Here is a 15438-nt window from a genome sequence, read left to right as displayed (position 1 = left end):
GCGATAGGCGCAGGCCCGCTCAGGTTTCTAAATAATGTCGCGTTTGCCGCCTAGCGCATGCGCCTCGAGCTTCGTGAAGGAAATAGCGATGAGCAAGCAGATTCTGGTTCTCCCCGGCGACGGTATCGGTCCTGAAATCATGGCCGAAGCGGTCAAGGTGCTGCGTCTGGCCAACGACAAGTTCGCGCTGGACGTCGAACTGTCGTTCGACGAATTGGGTGGCGCTGCGGTGGACAAATACGGTGTACCCCTGGCAGACGAAACCCTGGAGCGCGCACGCGCTGCCGATGCCGTACTGCTTGGCGCAGTGGGTGGGCCGAAGTGGGACAAGATCGACCCGGCCATCCGTCCGGAGCGCGGTCTGCTGAAAATCCGTTCGCAGTTGGGCCTGTTCGCCAACCTGCGTCCGGCGATCCTCTATCCGCAACTGGCCGATGCGTCCTCGCTCAAGCCCGAAGTGGTCGCTGGCCTGGACATCCTCATCGTGCGTGAGCTGACCGGTGGCATCTATTTCGGCCAGCCCCGCGAGAGCAAAGTGCTCGATAATGGCGAGCGCATGGCCTACGACACGCTGCCCTACAGCGAAAGCGAGATCCGTCGCATCGCCAAGGTCGGTTTCGACATGGCTCGCGTGCGGGGCAACAAGCTGTGCTCGGTGGACAAGGCCAACGTGCTGGCGTCCAGCCAGCTGTGGCGTGCCGTGGTCGAGGAAGTGGCCAAGGATTACCCGGATGTCGAACTGAGCCATATGTACGTCGACAACGCTGCCATGCAGCTGGTGCGCGCGCCCAAGCAGTTCGACGTGATCGTCACCGACAACATGTTCGGCGACATCCTGTCCGACGAAGCGTCGATGCTCACCGGCTCCATCGGTATGCTGCCGTCCGCTTCGCTGGATGCCAACAACAAGGGCATGTACGAGCCGTGTCACGGTTCGGCGCCGGATATCGCCGGGCAGGGCATTGCCAACCCATTGGCGACCATCCTGTCGGTGTCCATGATGCTGCGTTACAGCTTCAACCAAGCTCAGGCCGCCGATGCCATCGAACTGGCCGTGAGCCGCGTGCTCGATCAGGGCCTGCGTACCGGTGACATCCACTCGGCAGGTACGACCAAGGTCGGCACCGCGGCAATGGGTGATGCGGTAGTCGAAGCGCTGCGTAGTCTGTAATCTTCCAGGCCGCTGGAAAGTGTCCGGCGGCTTGTTCATATAGGTGTAGTGGTTATGAAACGTGTAGGTCTTATCGGTTGGCGTGGCATGGTGGGTTCCGTGCTCATGCAGCGCATGCTGGAAGAACAGGATTTCGATCTGATCGAGCCGGTGTTCTTCACTACTTCCAATGTCGGCGGCCAGGGCCCGGCCATCGGCAAGGAAACCGAAACGCTCAAGGATGCCTACAGCATCGATGAGCTGAAAGGTCTGGACGTGATTCTCACCTGCCAGGGTGGCGACTACACCAACGAAGTCTTCCCCAAGCTGCGCGAAGCCGGCTGGAAAGGCTACTGGATCGACGCGGCCTCCTCGCTGCGCATGGCCGACGACGCGGTGATCGTGCTCGACCCGGTCAACCGCAAGGTCATCGACCATCAACTCGACCTGGGCACACGCAACTACATCGGCGGCAACTGCACCGTCAGCCTGATGCTGATGGCGCTGGGTGGTCTCTACGAAGCCGGCTTGGTCGAGTGGATGAGCGCCATGACCTATCAGGCGGCCTCGGGTGCCGGCGCGCAGAACATGCGCGAGCTGATCAAGCAGATGGGCGCGGTCAACGCCAGTGTCGCCGACGACCTGGCCGACCCGGCCAGCGCCATCCTCGACATCGACCGCAAGGTGGCCGAGGCCATGCGTGGTGATGTCTTTCCGGTCGACAACTTCGGCGTGCCGCTGGCCGGCAGCCTGATTCCCTACATCGACAAGGAGCTGCCTAACGGCCAGAGCCGTGAAGAGTGGAAGGCCCAGGCGGAAACCAACAAGATTCTCGGTCGTTTCAAGAACCCGATCCCGGTCGACGGCATCTGCGTGCGCATCGGCGCCATGCGCTGCCACAGCCAGGCGCTGACCATCAAGCTGAACAAGGACGTACCGCTGTCCGACATCGAAGGGCTGATCAGCCAGCACAACCCCTGGGTCAAGCTGGTGCCGAACCATCGTGAAGCGAGCATTCGTGACCTCGGCCCGACTGCCGTTACCGGTACGTTGAGCGTACCGGTGGGGCGCTTGCGCAAGCTCAACATGGGCTCGCAGTACCTGGGCGCCTTCACCGTGGGTGACCAGCTGTTGTGGGGGGCGGCCGAGCCGCTGCGCCGCATGCTGCGGATCCTGCTGGAACGTTGATCTGCTGACGGCACGCTACCACGCGTGCCGTGAAGGGGCGGGTGTATGGCGGTCGCATTGCGATTGCCATCGCCCGCCCCTTTGCTTTTCGGTAGAGTGCCGGGTCTGTTTCAGCTATCGAGCGTCAGGCTCCCCCTCATGACTTCTACCTTTGATATCGCCATCGTCGGCGCCACCGGCAGCGTTGGCGAATCCCTGCTGCAGATTCTCGAAGAGCGCGATTTTCCGGTCGGTGATCTGCATCTGCTCGCCAGCAGCGAATCTGCCGGCCGTACGCTAGCCTACAAGGGGCGCAACCTGCGTGTGCGTGCCGTGGACGGTTTCGATTTTCGCGCCGTGAAGCTGGTGTTCTTCGCCGCCGATCAGGCTGTGACCCTCGCCCATGTCGACGCGGTGCGCAAGGCGGGTTGCTCGTTGATCGACATAACGGGTGCCTTGCCGTGCGAGCAGGCTCCCCGCGTCGTGCCCGAGGTCAATGCCGCTGCGCTCGAGGGGCGTGAGGCGCCATTCATGCTCAGCAGCCCTTCCTCGGTCGCCGTGGCGGTAACGCTGGTGCTGGCCGCATTGAGAGAGCAGGTATCGGTGCGTCGGTTGGTGATCGACGCCGGGCTGGCGGTTTCCAGCCGTGGCAGGGAAGGGGTGTCCGAGCTGGCCCGGCAGACGGCCGAGTTGCTCAACGGCCGTTCGTTCGAACCGCGTCTGTTCGATCGGCAGATGGCTTTCAACGTACTGGCTCAGGTAGACGAGCCGGACGCGCAGGGGCACGGTCGCCTGGAGCGCCGGGTGAACGAAGACATCAAGGCATTGTTCGATGATGCCTCGTTGAGTGTCGCGGTCAGTTGTCACCAGGTGCCGGTTTTCTTCGGCGACAGCTTGAGCGTGACAGTTCAGTCATCTACACCTGTAGAGCTGGACAAGGTCATTGCAGCGCTGGATGCGGCACCCGGCATAGAACGTGTCGATGCTGGGGATTATCCGACCGTCATCGGCGATGCCGTTGGCCAGGATGAGGTGTACGTAGGCCGCGTGCGGCGCGGTTTGGACGACCCCAGCGAGCTCACTTTGTGGATTGTGTCTGATAATGTGCGAAAAGGTGCGGCTTTGAATGCCGTGCAACTGGGCGAGTTATTGATAAAACACCATCTGTAAAAGATACTTATCCGGAAATTTGAAGATCTATTCGAGCTTGGCAAATACTGAGCGCGCTGATTGTTGGCTGGGGGGCCTGAAAAGGGGCAGCCGACGATCACCAACCCTCTCGTTATGCGAGAGCAGTTAACACAAAGGAAAAGGCTATGGTTCGGGTTCGTAAACTGGTACTGGCTATCGCTGCGGCGACGGCGTTGTCTTCCGGTATGGCGCATGCGTTGGGTGTCGGCGAGCTGACGCTTCAGTCGTCTCTGAACCAGCCTCTGGTGGCAGAAATTGAACTGCTGGATGTTCGCGATCTTTCTGCGGCGGAAATGCGCCCTGCGCTCGCCTCGCCTGAAGAGTTCAACAAGGCCGGCGTCGATCGCCAGTATTTCCTGACCGACCTCAAGTTCACGCCTATCGTCAAACCCAACGGCAAGAGCGTGATTCGCGTCACTTCGACCAAGCCGGTTCGTGAACCCTACCTGAATTTCCTCGTGGAAGTGCTGTGGCCCAATGGCCGCCTGCTGCGTGAATACACGCTGCTGCTCGATCCGCCGCTTTATTCTCCGCAGGCTGCGGCTGCGCCGCAATTGCCTGTCGCTGCCCCCGTGCCGCGTTCAGCTACCCCCGCGGCGACGCCGCCACGTGCAGCAGCACCTGCGGCCACGCCTGCCGCCCCCCGTGCCGGGACCGCCGAGCCGGGCGGCGAATACCGCACCAACACCAATGACACCCTATGGGAAGTCGCCCAGCGCGTACGCGGCAACGGCAGCGTGCATCAGGCGATGCTCGCCATCCAGGACCTCAATCCGGATGCCTTCATCGGTGGCAACATCAACCGCATGAAGAGCGGCCAGGTGCTGCGCCTGCCCGATGCAGCGCAGGTTGCCAGTCGCAGCCAATCCGAAGCATTGGCCCAGGTCGGCGAACAGAACAGCTCCTGGCGCCAGGCGCGTAGCGCTCCGGCCGCCGCCGGCACCCGCCAGATCGATGCCACACGGCGTACCGGTGCTGGCGCTGCGCCTGCCGAAGTGCAGGCCGAAGACAAGCTCAAGCTGCTTGCCGCCGATGCAGGCAAGGCCACTGCTGGCAGTGAAAACGGCGCCAACAACAGTACCGCGCTGAGCAACCAGCTGGCAGTCACCCAGGAAAGCCTGGATTCGACCCGTCGTGAAAACGACGAGTTGAAAGACCGCATGACCGATCTGCAGAGTCAACTCGACAAGCTGCAGCGGCTCATTCAACTGAAAGACAATCAGCTGGCCAAACTGCAGGCAGACGTCTCTGCACCTGCCGGTCAGGCCGCTGGTGCCGCAGGTGCCGCAGCAGAGTCGGCAACTGCGGCAGCGGCTCCCCAGGGGCAGGCTCCTGCCGCTCCGGCTGGCGCTCCAGGCAGCGAGGCTTCCACGCCTGCCGCACCGACGGCTGAAGCACCGGCTGCTCCGACCGAGCCTGCAGGCCAGACTCCTTTGAGCGGTGAGCCTGCTGCACAGACCGGTACCGATGCCGCCCCGGCTGCACCCGTCGATGGTGCTACCCCGGCCGCAGAACCCGCTATAGCCCCTGCGCCGGCCCCTGCCGAACCAGTTGCCCCTGAAGTTGCCCAGGTACCCGAGCCGGTAGTCGCCGCGCCCGAGCCGGTCGAAGAGGACAGCGCCCTCGACAACCTGCTGGCCAACCCGATGCTGCTGGGGTTGATCGGTGGCAGCCTGTTGCTGGCATTGCTGCTGGTGCTGTTGATCCTGTCGCGCCGCAATGCACGCAAGGAAGCCGAGCAGGAAGAGAGCCTTTCGGTGTACCAGGAAGATACCCATCGTTTCGATAGCGACCTGGAGCTGCCAGCCGACAGCCTGAACGATCTGCCGGACGACCTGAACGCTCCGCTGCAGCCTGTCAGTGAAGAGCGCGTTACTGCACAAACCGGTGACGCCCTCGGCGAGGCGGATATCTACATCGCTTACGGTCGCTTCAACCAGGCGGCCGAGCTGCTGCACAACGCCATCAACGACGAACCGCATCGCACCGATCTGCGCTTGAAACTGATGGAAGTCTATGCCGAACTGGGTGATCGCGAAGGTTTCGCTCGCCAGGAAAGCGAGCTGCGCGAGATTGGCGGTGCCAACGCCGAAGTCGAACAGCTGAAGAGCCGTTACCCAGCCATGGTCGCCCTTGGTGGCACCGCTGCGCTGGCGGGCGCTGCCGCCGCTGATGATCTGGACACCTTCAGTCTGGACGATCTGGCGCTGGACGAGCCTGCTCGACCCGTGGCATCGCAACCTGCCAGCGACGACTTCGATCTCGATCTGGATGCACTGGAAGCAGAGTTCGCCGCTGATCCGCAGGCCAAGCAGAGCACTGACCGTTTCGACGAGATCGACACCCTGGGCCTGGATTCCGATCTGGATCTGCAGGCTCCTGAGCAACCGGCTGCCAGCAAGGACGACGCCGTGGCTTTCGATCTCGACCTCGGCAACGAAGCCGACAACCGTCAGGAGTTGGGCGGCGAACTGGCCGACTTCAGCCTCGACTTGGACTCGCCCAATACCCCGGCCGCTGCTCAGGAAGATGATTTCCTGCTGAGCCTCGATGACGACGCGGACAAGGCGCCAGCCAATGATTTCTCTTCCGCTCTGGCTGATGAGAAGGCCCAGGACGATTTCGGCTTGCCCGCTGATTTCGACCTGTCGCTCAACGAGGAAGCGCCGGCGCCGACCACGGGTGCCAGCTTCGCTGCCCAACTCGATGACGTGACCGCCGAGCTCGACCAACTGGCCGAAAGTCTCGAGCAGCAAGGTCAGCTGGAGCCTCGGGAACTGCAGGCGGATAGCTCATCGCTCGACGATGACGAGGATTTCGACTTCCTCTCGGGCACTGACGAAACCGCGACCAAGCTGGATCTGGCGCGCGCTTACATTGATATGGGTGATTCCGAGGGTGCCCGTGACATCCTCGACGAAGTGATCGCCGAAGGTAACGATGGTCAGCAGCAGGAAGCGCGCGAGCTGATCGGCAAACTGGTTTGATACATGTCTGATGTGCGTACCTCGACGGCAGCCGAAATGGCTGCCGTCGGCATTTACAAGATTGCCCTGGGTGTCGAGTACCGTGGCGCCCGTTATCGTGGGTTCCAGCGCCAGCGTGACGGCGTGCCATCGATCCAGGCTTCCCTCGAAAAAGCCCTGTCCAAGGTTGCCGGCGGTGCGCCTGTCACGCTGAGTTGTGCGGGGCGCACCGACGCGCTGGTGCATGCCAGCGGGCAGGTGGTGCATTTCGACACCACGGTCGAGCGATCCATGCACGCCTGGGTCATGGGGGCCAACATGAATCTGCCAGGCGACATCAGTGTCACCTGGGCCAAGGCCATGCCAAGGCATTTCGACGCGCGCTTCTGCGCCATGGCGCGACGCTATCGCTATGTGATCTACAACGATCAGATACGTCCGGCGCACATGGCCGAAGAAGTCACCTGGAACCACCGTCCACTGGATATCGAACGCATGCGTGAAGCGGCCCGCGTGTTCCTCGGTACCCATGATTTCAGCGCATTCCGTGCGCGGCAGTGTCAGGCCAAATCACCGATCAAAACGGTGCACCACCTGGAGTTGCTGCAACATGGTCGCTTCATCGTGCTGGATATCCGCGCCAATGCCTTTCTGCACCATATGGTGCGTAATATCGCTGGCGTGCTGATGACCATTGGTGCCGGTGAGCGTCCGGTCGAGTGGGCTGGCGAGGTACTGACTACCGGTGTGCGGCGTACTGGCGGCGTAACGGCCCACCCTTACGGGCTGTATCTGGTGCAAGTGGATTACCCGGCCGAGTTCGATTTGCCGACGCGTTATCTGGGGCCGCACTTCCTGTCCGGCTTGAAAGACGTGGCAATCCCGGAGTAGGCGGCGGGCAGAGTAATTAATGGCCCATCGCCTACGGTCATTTGTTACCATCCGGCCTTTCGCGGAGGTATTCGTCTGTTGTCAGTCGTTCGCTGCAAGATCTGCGGGATTACCCGCCTCGAGGATGCGCTCGCCGCGGTGGCGGCTGGTGCCGACGCTATCGGCCTGGTGTTCTATGCGCGCAGCCCGCGAGCCGTGTCGATCGAGCAGGCGCGGGCCATCGTGACTGCGCTGCCGCCTTTCGTGACCACGGTCGGTCTGTTCGTCGACATGTCGCGAGCCGAGCTCGATGAGGTGCTGGCTGCGGTACCGCTGGATCTGCTGCAGTTTCATGGCGATGAAACCGCTGCCGAGTGCGAAGCCGTCGGCCGGCCCTATATCAAAGCGCTGCGCGTTCGCGCAGGCGATGACGTGGCGGCGCTGGTGGACGTTTATCCTGGTGCCCGCGCAGTTCTGCTCGATACCTTCGTGGAAGGTGTTCCCGGAGGGACGGGGCAGGCCTTCGACTGGTCGCTGGTGCCTGCGCGATTGAGCAAGCCGGTCATCCTCGCCGGTGGCCTGACCGCGAGTAACGTCGCTGCGGCAATCGCCCAGGTGCGTCCTTATGCGGTCGATGTCAGCGGCGGCGTGGAGGCGAGCAAGGGCATCAAGGATGCCAGCCGGGTAAAAGACTTCGTACGCGCAGTGCGGGCGGTTGGCGAGTCGATGTGACGACGTCGCGCAGCGAGCCGTCCATACTCCTATCGCCGCGATAAGTGCGTGCTTTTTTCGTGGTCGGGTCAGGTGGCGGGCGTAACGCCGGCCCCTGAGGCGGCCACTTTGTGAATTCGCTTGTCATGTGCAACAAGCATGTTGAAGCCTACAGCGTTGGAGAATTGAGAGCATGAGCAACTGGCTGGTAGACAAACTGATCCCATCGATCATGCGTTCCGAGGTCAAGAAGAGTTCGGTGCCGGAAGGTCTGTGGCACAAGTGCCCGTCCTGTGAGGCCGTGCTGTACAAACCCGAGCTGGAAAAGACCCTGGACGTTTGTCCCAAGTGCAGTCACCACATGCGTATCAATGCGCGTGCGCGTCTGGACATCTTCCTCGACGCCGATGGTCGTGAAGAGATCGGTGCCGATCTGGAGCCCAGTGATCGCCTGAAATTCCGCGACAGCAAGAAGTACAAGGATCGCCTGGTCGCTGCGCAGAAGCAGACCGGCGAGAAGGATGCGCTGATTTCCATGAGCGGTACGCTGGAAGGCATGCCGATCGTGGCCTGTGCCTTCGAATTCTCCTTCATGGGCGGCTCCATGGGTGCCATCGTCGGTGAGCGTTTCGTGCGTGCCGCCAACGTGGCGCTTGAACAACGCTGCCCATTCGTATGCTTCGCTGCCTCCGGTGGTGCGCGTATGCAGGAAGCGCTGATCTCGCTGATGCAGATGGCCAAGACTTCCGCCGTGCTGGCGCGTCTGCGCGAGGAGGGTATCCCCTTCGTTTCCGTACTGACCGACCCGGTCTACGGTGGTGTTTCCGCCAGTCTTGCCATGCTGGGTGACGTGATCGTCGCCGAACCGAAGGCACTGATCGGTTTTGCCGGCCCGCGAGTGATCGAGCAGACCGTTCGCGAGAAGCTGCCAGAAGGTTTCCAGCGCAGCGAGTTCCTGATCGAGCACGGCGCCATCGACATGATCATCCACCGTGCCGAGCTGCGCTCGCGTCTGGCTCGTCTGTTGGCGCAGTTCACTCACCAGCCATCCCCTGCAGCGCTGCCGGTCACGGCATGACCCAGCGCTCCCTGGCCGAGTGGCTGGCGTACCTGGAGCGTTTGCATCCGAGCGCCATCGACATGGGCCTGGAGCGTTCCCGGGAGGTTGCCGAGCGCCTTGGGCTTTCCCGTCCGGCGCCGCGGGTGATCACGGTCACCGGCACCAACGGCAAGGGCTCGACCTGTGCTTTTCTCGCCGCGTTGCTGCGCGCCCAAGGGCTCAAGGTTGGCGTCTACAGCTCGCCGCACCTGCTGCGTTACAACGAGCGGGTGCAGATCGATGGGCAGGACGCCAGCGATGCAGGTCTCTGTGAGGCTTTCGCCGCCGTCGAGGCTGCACGGGGCGAAACCTCGCTGACCTACTTCGAGATGGGCACTCTGGCTGCCTTCTGGTTGTTCGAGCGTGCCGGTCTGGATTTCGCTGTGCTGGAAGTCGGTCTGGGCGGGCGCCTCGATGCGGTCAATCTGATCGATGCTGACCTGGCGCTGATCACCAGCATCGGTGTGGATCACGCCGACTGGCTGGGGGATACCCGCGAGTCGGTTGCGTTCGAGAAAGCCGGGATCATGCGCCCCGGCAAGCCGGCACTTTGCGGCGACTTCGATCCACCGCTGCCATTGCTGGAGCGGGTGGTGGAAATCGATGCACCGTTCTTCCTGCGCTGCCGGGATTTCGACCTGAGCATCGCCGAGGACGGCTGGAGCTGGTACGGGCTCACGCCGCGTGGGCACGTGCTGCGTCTGGCCGGCTTGCCACTGCTCGATCTGCCCATGGAAAACGCCGCGCTGGCTCTACAGGCCTATGCCTTGCTCGATCTGCCCTGGGATGCCGGCGTCATCGCCGCAGCATTGGCCGCTACCCGGGTAACCGGTCGCCTGGACCGTCGTCACTTGAACTGGCGGGGCAAGTCCCTCACTCTGTTGCTCGATGTAGGGCACAATCCCCACGCCGCGCAGTTTCTTGCCGGTCGTCTGCAGGCCCGCCCTGCAGAGGGGCAGCGCCTGGCAGTCTTCGGTCTGTTGGCCGACAAGGACTTGCCTGCCGTCGTCGCGCCGCTGCTGGGCGAGATTGCGCACTGGGCGGTCACGCCGCTGCCGACCGAGCGTTCTCGCTCCGCGGCCGAGCTGCATGGGCATCTGATCGCCTGTGCTGCACAGGTCGAGATGTACGCCGATGTCGCGAGTGCTCTGCAGGCACAGTGCGAGCGCGCTGCGGCAGGGGATGAAATTCTGCTCTTTGGTTCTTTTTTCTGCGTGGCCGAAGCCCTGATATGGCTGGAGCGTCACGCCCAGGAGGATGTGCAGGATGGCAATGCTGGATAGTGGAACGAAGCAACGTATTGTCGGGGCTCTGGTGCTGGTGGCGCTGGCGGTGATTTTCCTGCCAATGCTGCTATCCCGTCCTGACGAGTTGCGTCATGTGGTGGTCGACGCGCCAAGCATCCCGGCCAAGCCCGTAGTGCCGGAAATCGAGATGCAGCCGGTCATCGTCCCCGATCCTCAGGAGTTGCCGCAGGAGCCGGTGCCCGGCGACAGTGGGGCCACCGATCAGGCTTCGGCGCCGGTCGAGCAGCCGATCGCCGAACTGCCTGCTAGTCAGCCTCCCGTTGCGACGCCTGCTCCGCAGCCAACGCCCAGCAAGCCCGCCGAAGTGGCGCCGCCGCCGCAGAAAGCGCCGGCCGAGCGTCTGGATGCCAATAGCCTGCCGGTCAGCTGGTCGGTGCAACTGGCCAGCCTTTCCAGTCGCCCAGGCGCAGAGACCCTTCAGAAAACCCTGCGCGCCCAAGGCTACAACGCCTATATTCGCGCTGCCGATGGCATGAACCGGGTGTTCGTCGGGCCGCTGGTCGAGCGAGTCGAGGCCGATCGGCTGCGCGATCAGCTCAATCGTCAGCACAAGCTCAATGGCTTCGTGGTGCGCTTCCAGCCTGAAAGCAACTGACTCGGTATCTGCGCTTAACCGATGGGCAGGGGTCTGCTAAAATGCAGCGCCTCTTCCATCGGTAGCCTGCATCGTGGCATTCACTTGGGTCGATTGGGCGATCATCGCCATCATCGTCGTATCGAGTCTGATCAGCTTGAGTCGAGGCTTCGTCAAGGAAGCCCTGTCGCTCGTCACCTGGATCGTCGCTGGTGTGGTCGCCTGGATGTTCGGTGGCGCGCTCTCGCAGCATCTCGGTGCCTACATCGAAACCCCGTCCGCCCGTGTCATCGCCGCCTGCGTTCTGTTGTTCGTACTGACCCTGCTGGTCGGTGCGTTGATCAATTATCTGATCGGTGAGCTGATCCGGGTGACCGGTCTTTCCGGCACGGATCGTTTTCTCGGTATGGTATTCGGCGCCGCACGTGGCGCCTTGCTGGTCGTGGTCGCCGTCGGGCTGTTGAGCCTGGCCCCCGTCGAGCAGGATGTCTGGTGGCAGCAATCAACGCTGCTGCCGCATTTTCTGTTGGTTGCAGACTGGTCGAAGAACCTCATTCTGGGGATGTCCAGCGAGTGGTTGGCCAGTGGTATACGCGAGCCGGTCGAACTGCCGTTCAAAGATGTGCTGCAGGGATCCATTCCCGTTGGCACTGGTAAATAGTCGTTTCACTGAGTAGGGGTTGCGTCACATGTGTGGCATTGTCGGTATCGTCGGTAAATCGAACGTCAATCAGGCGCTGTATGACGGCCTTACCGTCCTCCAGCACCGCGGCCAGGACGCTGCCGGTATCGTCACCAGCCACGAGGGGCGGCTGTTCCTGCGCAAGGACAATGGCCTGGTGCGTGACGTGTTCCAGCAACGGCACATGCAGCGCCTGATCGGCCACATGGGTATCGGTCACGTGCGCTATCCGACTGCCGGCAGCTCCAGCTCGGCAGAGGCTCAGCCGTTCTACGTCAACTCGCCCTACGGCATCACCCTGGCGCACAACGGTAACCTGACCAACGTCGAACAGTTGGCCAAGGAGATCTACGAGTCGGATCTGCGTCACGTCAACACCAGTTCCGACTCCGAAGTACTGCTCAACGTGTTTGCCCACGAGCTGGCCGTGCGCGGCAAGCTCAACCCCAGCGAGGAAGACGTCTTCGCTGCGGTCAAGGACGTGCACAAGCGCTGCCGTGGCGGCTATGCCGTGGTGGCGATGATCACCGGTTACGGTATCGTCGGTTTCCGCGATCCGAACGGCATTCGCCCGATCGTCTTCGGTCAGCGTCATACCGACGAAGGCGTCGAGTACATGATCGCTTCCGAGAGCGTGGCTCTGGACGTGCTCGGCTTCACCCTGATCCGCGATTTGGCGCCGGGCGAAGCGGTTTACATCACCGAAGAAGGCCAGTTGCACACGCGCCAGTGCGCACCCAATCCGCAGCTCAAGCCGTGCATTTTCGAACATGTCTATCTGGCTCGCCCGGACTCGATCATGGACGGTGTGTCGGTGTACAAGGCGCGCCTGCGCATGGGTGAAAAGCTCGCGGACAAGATTCGTCGCGAGCGCCCCGAGCACGATATCGACGTGGTCATTCCGATTCCCGATACCAGCCGTACGTCGGCGCTGGAGCTGGCCAATCACCTCGGTGTGAAGTTCCGCGAAGGCTTCGTCAAGAACCGCTACATCGGCCGTACCTTCATCATGCCGGGACAGGCTGCGCGCAAGAAGTCGGTACGCCAGAAGCTCAATGCCATCGAGTTGGAGTTCCGCGGCAAGAACGTGATGCTGGTGGACGACTCCATCGTGCGCGGCACCACTTGCAAGCAGATCATTCAGATGGCCCGCGAGGCCGGTGCGAAGAACGTGTATTTCTGTTCGGCGGCGCCTGCCGTGCGTTATCCGAACGTATATGGCATCGACATGCCGAGCCCGCACGAGCTGATCGCTCATGGGCGCACCACCGAGCAGGTTGCCGAGCTGATTGGCGCTGACTGGCTGATCTATCAGGATCTCGATGACCTGAAAGAGGCGGTCGGCGGGGGCAAGATCAAGATCGAGCATTTCGACAGTGCCGTGTTCGACGGCCAGTACGTGACCGGCGATGTCGATGAGGCTTACCTGAATCGCATCGATCTGGCCCGTAACGATGGCTCCAAGACCAGCAGCCAGGCGGTCAGCGAGATCATCGATCTGTATAACAACTGATCGACAAATAACGAGTAAATGACCGGGCCCATGTGGCCCGGACTGGTTTCTGGAGGAGGACGCGATATGACGCAGCAATGGGATGCAGGTCGACTCGACAGCGATCTGGACGGTGTAGGTTTCGACACCCTGGCGGTACGTGCCGGACAACACCGCACGCCCGAGGGCGAGCACAGCGAGGCGCTGTTCACCACTTCCAGCTATGTATTCCGTACTGCCGCCGATGCAGCCGCACGCTTCGCTGGCGAAGTGCCGGGCAATGTCTACTCGCGTTACACCAACCCCACCGTGCGTGCCTTCGAGGAGCGCATCGCGGCCATGGAAGGGGCCGAGCAGGCCGTTGCCACGGCTTCTGGCATGTCGGCGATCCTGTCCATCGTCATGAGTCTGTGCAGCGCCGGCGATCACGTGCTGGTGTCGCGCAGCGTATTCGGTTCGACCATCAGCCTGTTCGAGAAATACCTGAAGCGTTTCGGTGTCCAGGTCGACTACGTGCCGTTGGCTGATCTGCAAGCCTGGGCCGCTGCGTTCAAACCGAACACCAAGCTGCTTTTCGTCGAGTCGCCCTCCAACCCGCTGGCAGAGCTGGTGGATATCGCTGCATTGGCGGCGATCGCCCATGAGCGTGGTGCGTTGCTGGCCGTGGACAACTGCTTCTGCACGCCTGCGCTGCAGCAGCCGCTGAAGCTCGGCGCGGATATCGTCATGCACTCGGCGACCAAGTTCATCGACGGTCAGGGCCGCGCCATGGGCGGCGTAGTGGCCGGTAGCGCCAAGCTGATGACCGACGTGGTGGGCTTTCTGCGTACTGCAGGGCCGACGCTCAGCCCGTTCAACGCGTGGATCTTCCTGAAGGGGCTGGAGACCCTGCGCATTCGCATGCAGGCTCACTGTGCCAGTGCCCTGGCACTTGCTCAGTGGCTGGAGCAACAGGACGGTATCGAACACGTGTATTACGCCGGGCTTGCCAGCCACCCTCAGCATGAGCTGGCAGCGCGTCAGCAGAGCGCATTTGGTGCGGTGGTGAGCTTCGAGGTCAAGGGAGGCAAGGAGGGCGCCTGGCGTTTCATCGATGCCACGCGAGTGATTTCGATCACCACCAACCTGGGCGACACCAAGACCACTATCGCCCATCCCGCGACCACCTCCCATGGTCGGCTGTCGCCGCAGGAGCGGGCCAATGCGGGTATTCGTGACAGCCTGATTCGGGTGGCGGTCGGTCTGGAAGACGTCGCTGATCTCAAAGCCGATCTCAGTCGTGGTCTGAAAGCGCTGTGAGTGCCGGCCGCCAAGCCGAAGGCCGCGTCGCGCTGATCACCGGCGCTGCGCGCGGTATCGGTGAGGGCATTGCCCGCTGGCTGCTGCACAACGGCTGGCGTGTGGCGCTCTGCGACCTTGCTGACAGTCGGGGCGGCGACGTGGCGGCAGCGCTCGGTGACAAGGCGTTGTTCGTGGCCATGGATGTCGTCGACGAGGGACAGGTCGAGCGCGGCGTGGCGGCGGTCATCCGGCACTTCGGCAGGCTGGACGCGCTGGTGTGCAATGCCGGGGTGGCCAGTCCCCATGGCGATCCGCTTGAAGCATTGTCGCTGGATCAGTGGAATCGGGTGCTTGCGGTCAATCTGAGCGGGCCAATGCTATTGGCCAAGCACTGCGCAGCGCATCTGAGACCCAATGGCGGTGCCATCGTCAACATGGCCTCGACCCGTGCCAGCCAATCCGAGCCGCAGAGCGAGGCCTACGCTGCCAGCAAGGGTGGACTGGTGGCGTTGACTCACGCCCTGGCCATTAGCCTCGGCCCGACCATTCGGGTAAATGCCGTGAGTCCCGGCTGGATCGACGCCCGTGACCCGGCAGAGCAGGCTGGCGAGCCATTGAGCGCTGACGACCATGCACAGCATCCTGTCGGGCGGGTCGGTCATGTGGATGATGTGGCCGCGCTGGTTGCCTGGTTGTTGTCGAGCGAAGCAGGATTCGTGACCGGGCAGGAGTTCGTGACGGATGGCGGTATGACGCGCAAGATGATCTACCGTTGAAGGCGGCGAGGGCGCGTGGCTTTTTTTGAAAAAAATTCAATAGCGGCCTTGACTTAGGTTGGGTCCCCGCGTAAATTTCGCCTCCTCGCAAGGCCAAGGGTGATTAGCTCAGCCGGGAGAGCATCTGCCTTACAAGCAGAGGGTCGGCGGTTCGATCCCGTCATCACCCACC

13 protein-coding genes and 1 tRNA gene are annotated in these 15438 nt (G+C 62.4%); all 14 read left to right on the top strand.

Annotated features, from left to right (window positions below; all coding sequences use genetic code 11):
- The first annotated feature begins 88 nt into the window (after positions 1-88).
- The 14 genes from leuB (at position 89) to ACT9T4_RS17940 (ending at position 15436) form a co-directional block, all read left to right on the top strand.
- Complete coding sequence (gene leuB / locus ACT9T4_RS18005; RefSeq protein WP_042553067.1) at positions 89-1171, top strand: 3-isopropylmalate dehydrogenase; 1083 nt, start codon at positions 89-91, stop codon at positions 1169-1171.
- Between the two features lie 54 nt (positions 1172-1225).
- Positions 1226-2338 carry an aspartate-semialdehyde dehydrogenase gene (asd, locus tag ACT9T4_RS18000; RefSeq protein WP_179538683.1) on the top strand — a complete coding sequence of 371 codons (1113 nt, stop codon included), beginning with the start codon at positions 1226-1228 and terminating at the stop codon, positions 2336-2338.
- 138 nt (positions 2339-2476) lie between these two features.
- The gene (locus ACT9T4_RS17995) at positions 2477-3487 is read left to right on the top strand and encodes an aspartate-semialdehyde dehydrogenase (RefSeq protein WP_499118256.1); all 1011 of its coding nucleotides are present in this window, start codon (positions 2477-2479) and stop codon (positions 3485-3487) included.
- A gap of 146 nt (positions 3488-3633) precedes the next feature.
- Positions 3634-6495 carry a motility hub landmark protein FimV gene (locus ACT9T4_RS17990; protein WP_499118254.1) on the top strand — a complete coding sequence of 954 codons (2862 nt, stop codon included), beginning with the start codon at positions 3634-3636 and terminating at the stop codon, positions 6493-6495.
- Between the two features lie 3 nt (positions 6496-6498).
- On the top strand, positions 6499-7365 hold the full coding sequence (gene truA, locus ACT9T4_RS17985) for a tRNA pseudouridine(38-40) synthase TruA (protein WP_179538680.1): 867 nt from the start codon (positions 6499-6501) through the stop codon (positions 7363-7365).
- Between the two features lie 78 nt (positions 7366-7443).
- Positions 7444-8076, top strand: a complete 633-nt coding sequence (locus ACT9T4_RS17980) for a phosphoribosylanthranilate isomerase (RefSeq protein WP_042553062.1) — start codon at positions 7444-7446, stop codon at positions 8074-8076.
- 172 nt (positions 8077-8248) lie between these two features.
- Positions 8249-9133: an acetyl-CoA carboxylase, carboxyltransferase subunit beta gene (gene accD, locus ACT9T4_RS17975; protein WP_042553061.1), complete on the top strand. Its 885-nt coding sequence runs from the start codon at positions 8249-8251 to the stop codon at positions 9131-9133.
- Positions 9130-10437 (top strand): bifunctional tetrahydrofolate synthase/dihydrofolate synthase, encoded by a 1308-nt coding sequence (folC, locus tag ACT9T4_RS17970; RefSeq protein ID WP_499118252.1) that lies wholly within the window; start codon positions 9130-9132, stop codon positions 10435-10437. Before accD ends, folC begins: the two co-directional genes overlap by 4 nt.
- Positions 10421-11056, top strand: a complete 636-nt coding sequence (locus ACT9T4_RS17965) for an SPOR domain-containing protein (protein ID WP_499118249.1) — start codon at positions 10421-10423, stop codon at positions 11054-11056. The genes folC and ACT9T4_RS17965 overlap by 17 nt, the downstream gene beginning before the upstream one ends.
- Before the next feature lie 73 nt (positions 11057-11129).
- Complete coding sequence (locus tag ACT9T4_RS17960; protein WP_042553058.1) at positions 11130-11696, top strand: CvpA family protein; 567 nt, start codon at positions 11130-11132, stop codon at positions 11694-11696.
- Positions 11697-11724: 28 nt separating this feature from the next.
- On the top strand, positions 11725-13230 hold the full coding sequence (gene purF / locus ACT9T4_RS17955; RefSeq protein WP_042553057.1) for an amidophosphoribosyltransferase: 1506 nt from the start codon (positions 11725-11727) through the stop codon (positions 13228-13230).
- 66 nt (positions 13231-13296) lie between these two features.
- Positions 13297-14508, top strand: a complete 1212-nt coding sequence (locus ACT9T4_RS17950) for an O-succinylhomoserine sulfhydrylase (RefSeq protein WP_042553056.1) — start codon at positions 13297-13299, stop codon at positions 14506-14508.
- On the top strand, positions 14505-15266 hold the full coding sequence (locus tag ACT9T4_RS17945; RefSeq protein WP_499118246.1) for an SDR family oxidoreductase: 762 nt from the start codon (positions 14505-14507) through the stop codon (positions 15264-15266). Before ACT9T4_RS17950 ends, ACT9T4_RS17945 begins: the two co-directional genes overlap by 4 nt.
- 97 nt (positions 15267-15363) lie before the next feature.
- A tRNA-Val gene (locus ACT9T4_RS17940) sits at positions 15364-15436 on the top strand.
- Positions 15437-15438 lie beyond the last annotated feature (2 nt).

Source organism: Pseudomonas sp. SZ40, assembly GCF_052958135.1.
This window is presented reverse-complemented; position numbering and strand designations above follow the sequence as displayed.

What these genes read in the sequence shown, in the direction of transcription:
- leuB (WP_042553067.1), top strand. Translation starts at nt 89, where the DNA reads ATGAGCAAGCAGATTCTGGTTCTCCCCGGCGACGGTATCGGTCCTGAA.
- asd (WP_179538683.1), top strand. Translation starts at nt 1,226, where the DNA reads ATGAAACGTGTAGGTCTTATCGGTTGGCGTGGCATGGTGGGTTCCGTG.
- ACT9T4_RS17995 (WP_499118256.1), top strand. Translation starts at nt 2,477, where the DNA reads ATGACTTCTACCTTTGATATCGCCATCGTCGGCGCCACCGGCAGCGTT.
- ACT9T4_RS17990 (WP_499118254.1), top strand. Translation starts at nt 3,634, where the DNA reads ATGGTTCGGGTTCGTAAACTGGTACTGGCTATCGCTGCGGCGACGGCG.
- truA (WP_179538680.1), top strand. Translation starts at nt 6,499, where the DNA reads ATGTCTGATGTGCGTACCTCGACGGCAGCCGAAATGGCTGCCGTCGGC.
- accD (WP_042553061.1), top strand. Translation starts at nt 8,249, where the DNA reads ATGAGCAACTGGCTGGTAGACAAACTGATCCCATCGATCATGCGTTCC.
- folC (WP_499118252.1), top strand. Translation starts at nt 9,130, where the DNA reads ATGACCCAGCGCTCCCTGGCCGAGTGGCTGGCGTACCTGGAGCGTTTG.
- ACT9T4_RS17965 (WP_499118249.1), top strand. Translation starts at nt 10,421, where the DNA reads ATGGCAATGCTGGATAGTGGAACGAAGCAACGTATTGTCGGGGCTCTG.
- purF (WP_042553057.1), top strand. Translation starts at nt 11,725, where the DNA reads ATGTGTGGCATTGTCGGTATCGTCGGTAAATCGAACGTCAATCAGGCG.
- ACT9T4_RS17950 (WP_042553056.1), top strand. Translation starts at nt 13,297, where the DNA reads ATGACGCAGCAATGGGATGCAGGTCGACTCGACAGCGATCTGGACGGT.